General features: G+C 61.6%; 9 protein-coding genes. All 9 read left to right on the top strand.

The window, feature by feature from the left end; genetic code table 11:
* Positions 1-331, top strand: a 331-nt coding sequence (locus tag PSV40_RS01625; protein WP_300533428.1) for a hypothetical protein, incomplete at its 5' end; no start/stop codon positions are given.
* Positions 331-1,173 (top strand): nucleotidyl transferase AbiEii/AbiGii toxin family protein, encoded by an 843-nt coding sequence (locus PSV40_RS01620; RefSeq protein ID WP_300533426.1) that lies wholly within the window; start codon positions 331-333, stop codon positions 1,171-1,173. The genes PSV40_RS01625 and PSV40_RS01620, both read left to right, overlap by 1 nt.
* Positions 1,174-1,201: 28 nt before the next feature.
* Positions 1,202-2,023 (top strand): abortive infection family protein, encoded by an 822-nt coding sequence (locus tag PSV40_RS01615; RefSeq protein ID WP_300533424.1) that lies wholly within the window; start codon positions 1,202-1,204, stop codon positions 2,021-2,023.
* Positions 2,024-2,401: 378 nt separating this feature from the next.
* Positions 2,402-2,908 carry a DNA repair protein RadC gene (gene radC, locus PSV40_RS01610; RefSeq protein ID WP_300533422.1) on the top strand — a complete coding sequence of 169 codons (507 nt, stop codon included), beginning with the start codon at positions 2,402-2,404 and terminating at the stop codon, positions 2,906-2,908.
* 573 nt (positions 2,909-3,481) lie between these two features.
* The gene (locus tag PSV40_RS01605; protein WP_300533420.1) at positions 3,482-4,309 is read left to right on the top strand and encodes a DUF932 domain-containing protein; all 828 of its coding nucleotides are present in this window, start codon (positions 3,482-3,484) and stop codon (positions 4,307-4,309) included.
* 1,011 nt (positions 4,310-5,320) lie between these two features.
* On the top strand, positions 5,321-5,626 hold the full coding sequence (locus PSV40_RS01600; protein ID WP_300533418.1) for a DUF736 domain-containing protein: 306 nt from the start codon (positions 5,321-5,323) through the stop codon (positions 5,624-5,626).
* A gap of 784 nt (positions 5,627-6,410) precedes the next feature.
* On the top strand, positions 6,411-6,755 hold the full coding sequence (locus PSV40_RS01595; protein WP_300533415.1) for a DUF2958 domain-containing protein: 345 nt from the start codon (positions 6,411-6,413) through the stop codon (positions 6,753-6,755).
* 304 nt (positions 6,756-7,059) lie between these two features.
* On the top strand, positions 7,060-7,407 hold the full coding sequence (locus PSV40_RS01590) for a DUF2958 domain-containing protein (RefSeq protein ID WP_300533414.1): 348 nt from the start codon (positions 7,060-7,062) through the stop codon (positions 7,405-7,407).
* 190 nt (positions 7,408-7,597) lie between these two features.
* The coding region (locus PSV40_RS01585; RefSeq protein ID WP_300533413.1) for a DUF6499 domain-containing protein at positions 7,598-7,979 on the top strand (382 nt) is incomplete at its 3' end.

The following is a 7,979-nucleotide window of genomic DNA, read 5'->3' as shown; positions in this document are numbered from 1 at the left end:
CATCATCGACGGGCTCCGACACCCGGCATTTGTCGGCGGCATTACCGAAGTCGCCAAGGGCTTGTGGATGAAGCGGGACGTGCTGAAAGTCGAACGGCTGGTGGACTACGCACGACGCCTCGGCGTCGGCGCCGTCGTGCGTCGCCTCGGCTACCTGCTGGAACACTATGGCCTGGCCGATGCGTTGGTGCTGGAACCATTGCACGGCATGCTGACGGCAACGTACCAGCGCCTTGATCCACTGCACCCCGCCGAGGGGGCATTTTTCTCACGTTGGAGGCTCCAGCTCAACGTGACTCCTGAAGAACTCGATACCGTAAGGCTTGGCTGATGATTCCACAACGCAATATTTCCCTGATCTCGAACACGCTGGTAAGCGCCGGCGGGCGGCGCATTCCCGAGGCCGTCATCGAACGCGATTACGTGCTGGCCTGGTTCCTGACCGGTCTGGCCGGTCATCCGCTACGCGAAGTGCTGGCCTTCAAAGGTGGCACGGCCCTGCGACGCTGCTGGTTCGAGGACTATCGGTTTTCGGAAGACTTGGATTTCACCTTGACCCGTCCGATCACCCTCGAAAATATTCTGGCAGGGTTAACCGAAATCTTTGCGGCGGTCGAGGCCGCCTGCGGCTTGCGGATCGCTTTCGACCGCGAGGACCGCCACAGCCACCAGAACAGCCACACGTTTTATCTGCGCTACCAGGGACCGCTGCCCGCTGCGAACGACGTGAAGGTTGATATCACGATCACCGAAGTCCTGTGCTTCCCGCTGCAAGATCGCCCGATTCATCGCACCTATAACAGCTTTGACGATTTACCCGAAGGGCCAACCGTAAAGGTCTACGACATCAAGGAAATCGTGGTTGAAAAGCTGCTGGCCTTGAGCGACCGGGCGCGCAATGAACCGCGCGACTTGTACGACCTCTGGTACCTGTTCGGCTCTACCGACTTGCGCGTTGCAGAAATGCGCGCCGAACTCGATGCCAAGTTGATGCTGCGGCAGCGCGTCGTCGCAGGCATGGAGCAGGCAATTGCCGCCAAGGAAGATCGTCTACGGCGGCTCTGGGCCGCCCGTCTCGCGCACCAGATGAACCATCTACCACCGTTCAATGACGTCTTTCGGGAAGTGCTGCGTGCCGTTCGCGCCGCCGACTTGCCGAAGGCGGATGGCTGATCGGCAGCCTACGCACCAAGGAAGTCCCATGGCCGATTTGTCCTCCATAGAGCGTCGCAAACTGGAACGGCTGCTCCGCATGAGTGGCGGCTACGTGCTCGATTTCACGGATCGCACATTCAGTGAATTCTTCGAGGAGCACACGCGCCGCGACATCGATGCTGCGGTCTATCGTGAGCGCGGCACATCCAAAGCCAACCGCCTGCGCGGATTCTGGGTGGCCGAAGGAAGCCACCTGGTCGGCAAAGTCATCCAGGCGTTGATCTTGTACGGTCAGGCTGAGAACTGTTTGGGCGACGAGCCAGGATTGACCGAACTGACCGACGATTGCTGGAAAATCGCCAGCCGCATGATGCGCGACACACCCGTCGCCGAACTGGATGCACTGACCGCCACGGTCGACGAGCGCGACTTTGAAACAGTTGCTCAACATGTGCGCGAAGCCATCGAGAAAAACCAGCCCGAAGCGGCTCTGGATCGGCTGCACACGTTCGTCATCAAATACGTGCGCACGCTGTGCGAACAGCGTGGCGTTGAAGTCAATCGTGACAAAGCTTTGCACAGTATCTTCGGCGAGTATGTGAAGCGCCTGCGCGACGCGGGCCACCTTGAATCGCTGATGACCGAGCGCATCCTGAAGTCCAGCATTTCTGTGCTCGAAGCCTTCAGTGACGTTCGCAACAACAAGAGCCTGGCCCATGACAACCCAATCCTCAACTACGAGGAAAGCCTGCTCATCTTCAACCACGTTGCCAGTTCGATCCGCTTCATCAAATCAATCGAAGCCAGAACGAAACACGCTACTGTGCCGATAACGATCGCGGCACCCGATGACGATTTGCCGTTTTAATTTGTCCGTATCGATATTCGACCAAATAGCAATATTTACTGTGCAGTGAATCCTGTCGGCTGATTCCGGGCATCCCGGCGTACCGCCGTCGGGCTCGCGGGCGTTGCCCCGCGCCTCGTGCCGAGTCACGGCCATTCGGCATTGATCCCTGACGCCTCCGGCCCTTTGGGCCTGCGCGCGCCGCTTGCCGTTAAGGCAGTGGAGTGTGTGGGGTGGCCTTGCTGTTCCCTTCAACGTACCACGCCGTTCTCGCCGTCAAGGGCTGCGCGTGCCTGGCACGCTGGCGTCCATGCGGCCGTCTTCGACCCCTGACTGCTGCGCTGCGCCGTGTTCCTCCGGTTCCGGGCAATTCCGCCCGATTCGGACTGGAGCACGATCATGTCGCAACTTACTCATTCTCTCGATTCTTCCCTTCTCGTTCGCGATGTCACAGGCGACTACCGTCCAGCCAATGCCGACGAGGTGCTGCAGGCTGCGCAGCGTGTACTCGCAGGACAAATGCGCGACTGCGAAGTCCTGAACTCGCCGCAGGTGGTGCGCGACTTCCTGCAGGTGAAGCTGGGGGCGCTGGAGCACGAGGTGTTCGCCGTCATCCATCTGGACGCACAGAACCGTGTCATCGAATACGTCGAGATGTTTCGCGGCACGGTGAGCCAGACATCGGTGTATCCGCGCGAGGTGGTCAAGGAAGCGTTGGCCAGGAACAGCGCTGCGCTGCTGCTGGTGCATAACCACCCGTCAGGTGTGGCGGAACCCTCGCGCGCCGACGAGATGCTGACGCAGACGCTGAAGTCGGCGCTGGCGCTGGTGGACGTACGGGTGCTGGATCACCTGATCGTCGCCGGCAGCGCCATCCTGAGTTTTGCCGAACGCGGGCTGCTGTAGCCCGAGGGGGCTTTGCCCCCTTTTTTACTGTGTCCTTGGCGTCGAGAAAGCTGCGCGCTGCACTTGCCTCCTGGGGTCGGCTGACGCCCACCCCGCCGCGCAGGCTTGGCGCCCCATAGGACCGCCGAACAGGCTGCGTCTGATCGGCCAGCACACGATGTTGTTACCGCGCTACGCGCTTTGCGTACCTCTAGCCAGGCGTGCTTGCAGCACGCAGTGGCGCTCGCCGCGCGGCGTTGGTTTCGGCGTATTCCCTGGCCCATCGGACCGCTGATCGTCTTTCCCCAAGTGCATCGCTTTCTCCCGCGACCTTAGCCCGCGGTGCCTGTCCGTCAAGGCGCGCCGGGCCGAGTCCTCGCCGTTGGCTGCGGGCCGCACCAACCCTGCGCTTCTTCCTTGACAGCCAGTCCCTCGCTGGCCCGGTTTTTCGCGGGCGATGAACTCAGGAAAGACGGCGGCAAACAGGGACCGGCCCAGGTCTCTGCGCCGAACCCACCAAAGCCAAATACCGGGCTCTGAATCTTGGAATCCGGTCAGCTTTGAAACCACAGCCTCAATCTTTGGAGAAAAACCATGCAACTCAGTTCCCGTTTCGCTTCCCGCTCGCCGATGCTGCGCACCGATCATCCGCTGTCAGATGATCAGATTCGCGCCGTGGCCCCGTCCATCTTTGCCGAGGACAAGCACGAAAGCCGCTCAGACCGTTACCGCTACATTGCGACCGGGGCGGTGCTTTCCGAACTGCGCAAGGAAGGATTCCAGCCATTCATGGTGTGCCAGACCCGCGTGCGTGACGAAGGCAAGCGCGAACACACCAAACACATGGTGCGGCTGCGCCATGCCAACCAGATCAACGGCGCAGAGGCCAACGAAATCATTCTGCTGAACTCACACGACGGCACCAGCAGCTATCAAATGTTGGCGGGCATGTTCAGATTCGTCTGTAAAAACGGTTTGGTATGCGGCGACACCGTGGCCGATCTGCGCATTCCGCACAAAGGCGATGTGGTCGGGCAAGTGATCGAGGGTGCGTATGACGTGCTAGACGGTTTCGATCTGGTGCGTGAACGCCGTGACGAAATGTGCGCTATCACGCTTAACCGGGGCGAGGCCGAGGTGTTCGCCCATGCGGCGCTGTCCCTCAAATACGACGACCCGGCCACGCCTGCACCCATCACCGAGTCACAGCTATTGATGCCGCGCCGCCGCGATGATGACCGACCCGACTTGTGGAGCGCCTATAACCGCGTGCAAGAAAACCTGACGCAAGGCGGGCTTCAGGGACGTAATGCCACCGGGCGCAAACACAGCACCCGGCCAATTCAAGGCATTGACCAGAACGTGAAGATCAACCGGGCATTGTGGATGCTGGCCGAAGGCATGAAGCGGCTCAAGGCTTGACCGACTGAATCAGCGAGGGGGCGCAATGCCCCTCGACACCAAAGGCAAAGCAGCGGGCGGCTATGCCGGGCCGCCGCGCGCCCATCCGTTTCGTCTGGGCGCGCGGCGGCGATCGCTACGCGACCGCTTGATGGCTGCAAGTGTTCGCCATCGCTGGCAAGGGCATTCAGTCTATGCATGCTTGATGCTACGCATAGATCACCTCGACTTCCTGGCTGAAATTTCTTTGCGTCTCCCGGCATAGCCGGGCCGCGCTGTCGTGCGTGGCATCGAGCCGCCCGATGGCGTCTCACCCCTCTCGGGCTTCCAGCGTTCCCTCCCTACGGTCGGCTGACGCCAGCGCGCTATGCGCTTTGCTTATCTCTAGCCAGGCGTGCTTGCAGCACGCAGTGGCGCTCGCCTCACGGCGTTGGTCTGTCGCCCGTCTCTGGCCGTAGGCCGGTCATCCGGCTTCACCAAAACGCATCCCGCCGCATGGGCGGGACGGCGGAGTGCGACAGACTTTGCTGCGCCCGGTTGTGCAATGACGCACCGTCCCCGACGCTGGCGGGCAGGTCGCCAGAAACGACGGCGGCTCACCGACAGGCCGTCCACCATGCCCAGAGCCATCCACGCCGCAATCCATCAAGCCCGCGCCAATGCGCGAGGAGCGTTCATCCTTGGTGATTCGGAACCGACCTTGCCTGCGATGGGGTGCGTGCCGGCAACGCTTCTGCGCGGGGATGCCGGGGCCATGCTGCCTTTCGGTGAGGATCGCACCCAACGGCGGCCTTGGCTTGTCGTGAATCCTGGCGAGGCACCGGCTGCGCCTCGGGCTTCATGGCTGCAACCGTCCGGCGCAACGATTTTCCCCGGCACGGTGTGCCTTCCTCGCGCAACAAAATCGCCGCGCCTCCCGGTCCTCCACTGCGTTGCGGCCGCTTTGCGGTGCAGCCCGCCCGTACCTCGCCCTTTGGATCACCGACAAGGCCGCGATGGGCGCGACCTTGATTCACCGAAAGGAACTACATCATGGCAAACATCGGCATCTTTACCGCACAGAACGGCAGCTTCTCCGGCACGGTTCGCACCCTGACGCTCAACGTCAAGGTCAAATTCGTTCCCAACACCAAGGAGAGCGACAACGCTCCAGACTACCGCATCGTCGCCGGCAACTTCGAGATCGGCGCGGCGTGGAAGAAAATCAGCAAGGCGGAACGGCCCTACCTGTCGGCAACCCTGGATGACCCGTCGTTCCCGGCGACCATCTATGCCCGCCTGGTCGAAGGCGAAGACGGCGCGCACAACCTGATCTGGTCGCGCAGCAAGAGCGAGTAATCGTCGCCCTCGGCGCCCCGCCCATGCGGCGGGGCGTTTTTGCATTCACCATCAGCGGCTCGCGCTTCACAGCGCGGGCCGCCTCATTTCATGCACTGAATCGCTGATTGGCGGAGTACGGAATCCCGTGGAAACGTGGAGCCGTGGAGCCGTGGAGCCGTGGAACCGTGCATCCGTATCCGTGCTTGGGCGCAAAGCCGCTTCTACGGATTTACGGTTCTGTAGTTTCACGGAGATGAGTGAAAACGGTTCCGCGCTTTCATGAGTTTGGGCAACGACACATTCCAGGTTCTACGAATCCTGGTGCATCGGCATGGAAGGCGTTCGTGCGTCCCCGGCGCTGCCGGGTCACGCTGTCGTGCTGGGCATCGAGCCACCGGTGGCGTCTCGCCCTTTCGGCTTCCATCGCTGACGCCTGCGCGCTTTGCTTGCCCTCTAGGGGATCGACTCGACGCCCATCCCCGCCGCGCTGTGCTTGGCACCCCTCGCAATGCGCCGAACAGGCTGCGCCTGATCGGCATGCAAGACCTTATGCGCCATCGAACTGGGTCTGACGCCGACCGCTGTTCATCGCAGCGTTGCGGCGCTTCATGACGACGCCACTCCTGTAGCGCATGGCCGCATCACCGACCGGATAAGCAGCGCAGCTTGGCGCACGCCGCACGCCCGTCAACCCCCGGCCCGCGCCGGCTTCGCCCGTGTTGGGGGTGTGACGGCCGCGCTTTGCGCGTGCGCCCGGATCGCAGCGCTCCGATCGGGAGCGTCCATTCAAGGAGTTGCAATCATGAACCTCATCACCGAAACACTGCGTGCGCAATTGCTGGCCAACGGCCAGCAGTCCCTCGACAACGACGGCTTCGACCCACCGCCCGTAGTCAAGTTGTTCACCCCTGACGCAGGCGCGACCTGGCTGCTCACCGAAATCGACCCGGACGACCACGACCATGCCTTCGGGCTCTGCGACCTGGGGCAAGACTTCCCGGAGCTGGGCTATGTGAGTCTCGCCGAGTTGCAATCGGTGCGTGGCCGTCTTGGTCTTCCAATTGAGCGGGATCTGCACTTCGTTGCCACGAAGGCAATCAGTGCCTATGCGCGTGAAGCGCGGCACGCAGAGCGTATCGTGACCTAGCCGTCATACGGGCGCTGCCGCCGGGTAGCGCCCTTTATTCGCCTATTTGCCCCTTTGCGCCTGGATTAGTGTTCATTTTTTCGTGCTTGAACTTGTTGCGGGCGGGCCTATGCTGAAAGCCGCATCTACTGAAATCATAGCTGCCGTACTTACGCAATCGCCGATTCGTGTACCCACGGATTCGGTGGAATCCGCTTTGGCGATTTGGCGCAGAAGCACACTTGCTACAGTCAATCTTTGACGCATCGGCACGTTTTCACAAAACTATTGTCTCGTTGATCGTGACCACTTTCGCGCAGCGACCATGAAACCACTCATCACCGACGATCACCGCGTCCAACTGCTGGACAACGGCGCTGCCGCCGCGCGCGGCGAGAAGCGCGACCCGCTGCCGGTTGTCAAGCTGTTCACCCTGGATGCGCATGCGACCTGGCTCTTGACCGAACTCAGTCCCGACGACGGCGACACCGCTTTCGGCCTGATCGACCTCGGTATAGGCGCACCGGAACTTGGTCATGTTCGGTTGTCCGTCCTGGAAGGCATTCGCGGACCACAGAACCTGGCCGTTGTACGTGATTTGCATTTCACGCCAAAGCGGCGACTGTCTGAATACGCACGGCTGGCTCGGGCCGACGGATCGATCAACGATTGATCGCTATTCAGTGCAGCAACGGCACAACGCTGTCTCAACACGCTTGCCGGCGCAGGCTGATGATGGACTGACCCTTATCCTCATCAATTGAAAACCTTGTTGACTCATAGCAGTCGAAGACTGAGATGGTCTTGCCCGCCGTATCCCCGGGTGGCGATTGATTTCATTCTATCCGAGAGGAGCTTGCACCATGGCAGATTCGAGCGCTGTTCACTGGCATCCCAGTGCTGCATACCTGTACGTCCTGCATCTGGACGGCCCCGCGCTGGCTTGGGAATACCTGCGGCGCAACGCGGAATACCGGCGCGCCTGGCAACGCCACCGGCGCCATCCGCAGCACGAGGCGCTTCGCTGGGGCTTGCGCCTGCTGGAAGACCCCGCGCGCGATGCACGCGACGCGCACCCCGACTGGTTCCCTGATCCATCCTCGGTAGTCCAGGTCTATCCCGATGCCGATCCCACGGCCGATGCGCTGCTGTTCCAGCTCTGGCGCTTACCCGGCCGCAAGCACCTGATGCACGACGGCAAGCGCCTGATGCTGACCAGTCAGCTCGTCAATCGCATGCTGCGCA

It is taken from the genome of Polaromonas sp. (genome assembly GCF_029945925.1).
Lineage (GTDB): Bacteria > Pseudomonadota > Gammaproteobacteria > Burkholderiales > Burkholderiaceae_C > Polaromonas.
This window is presented reverse-complemented; position numbering and strand designations above follow the sequence as displayed.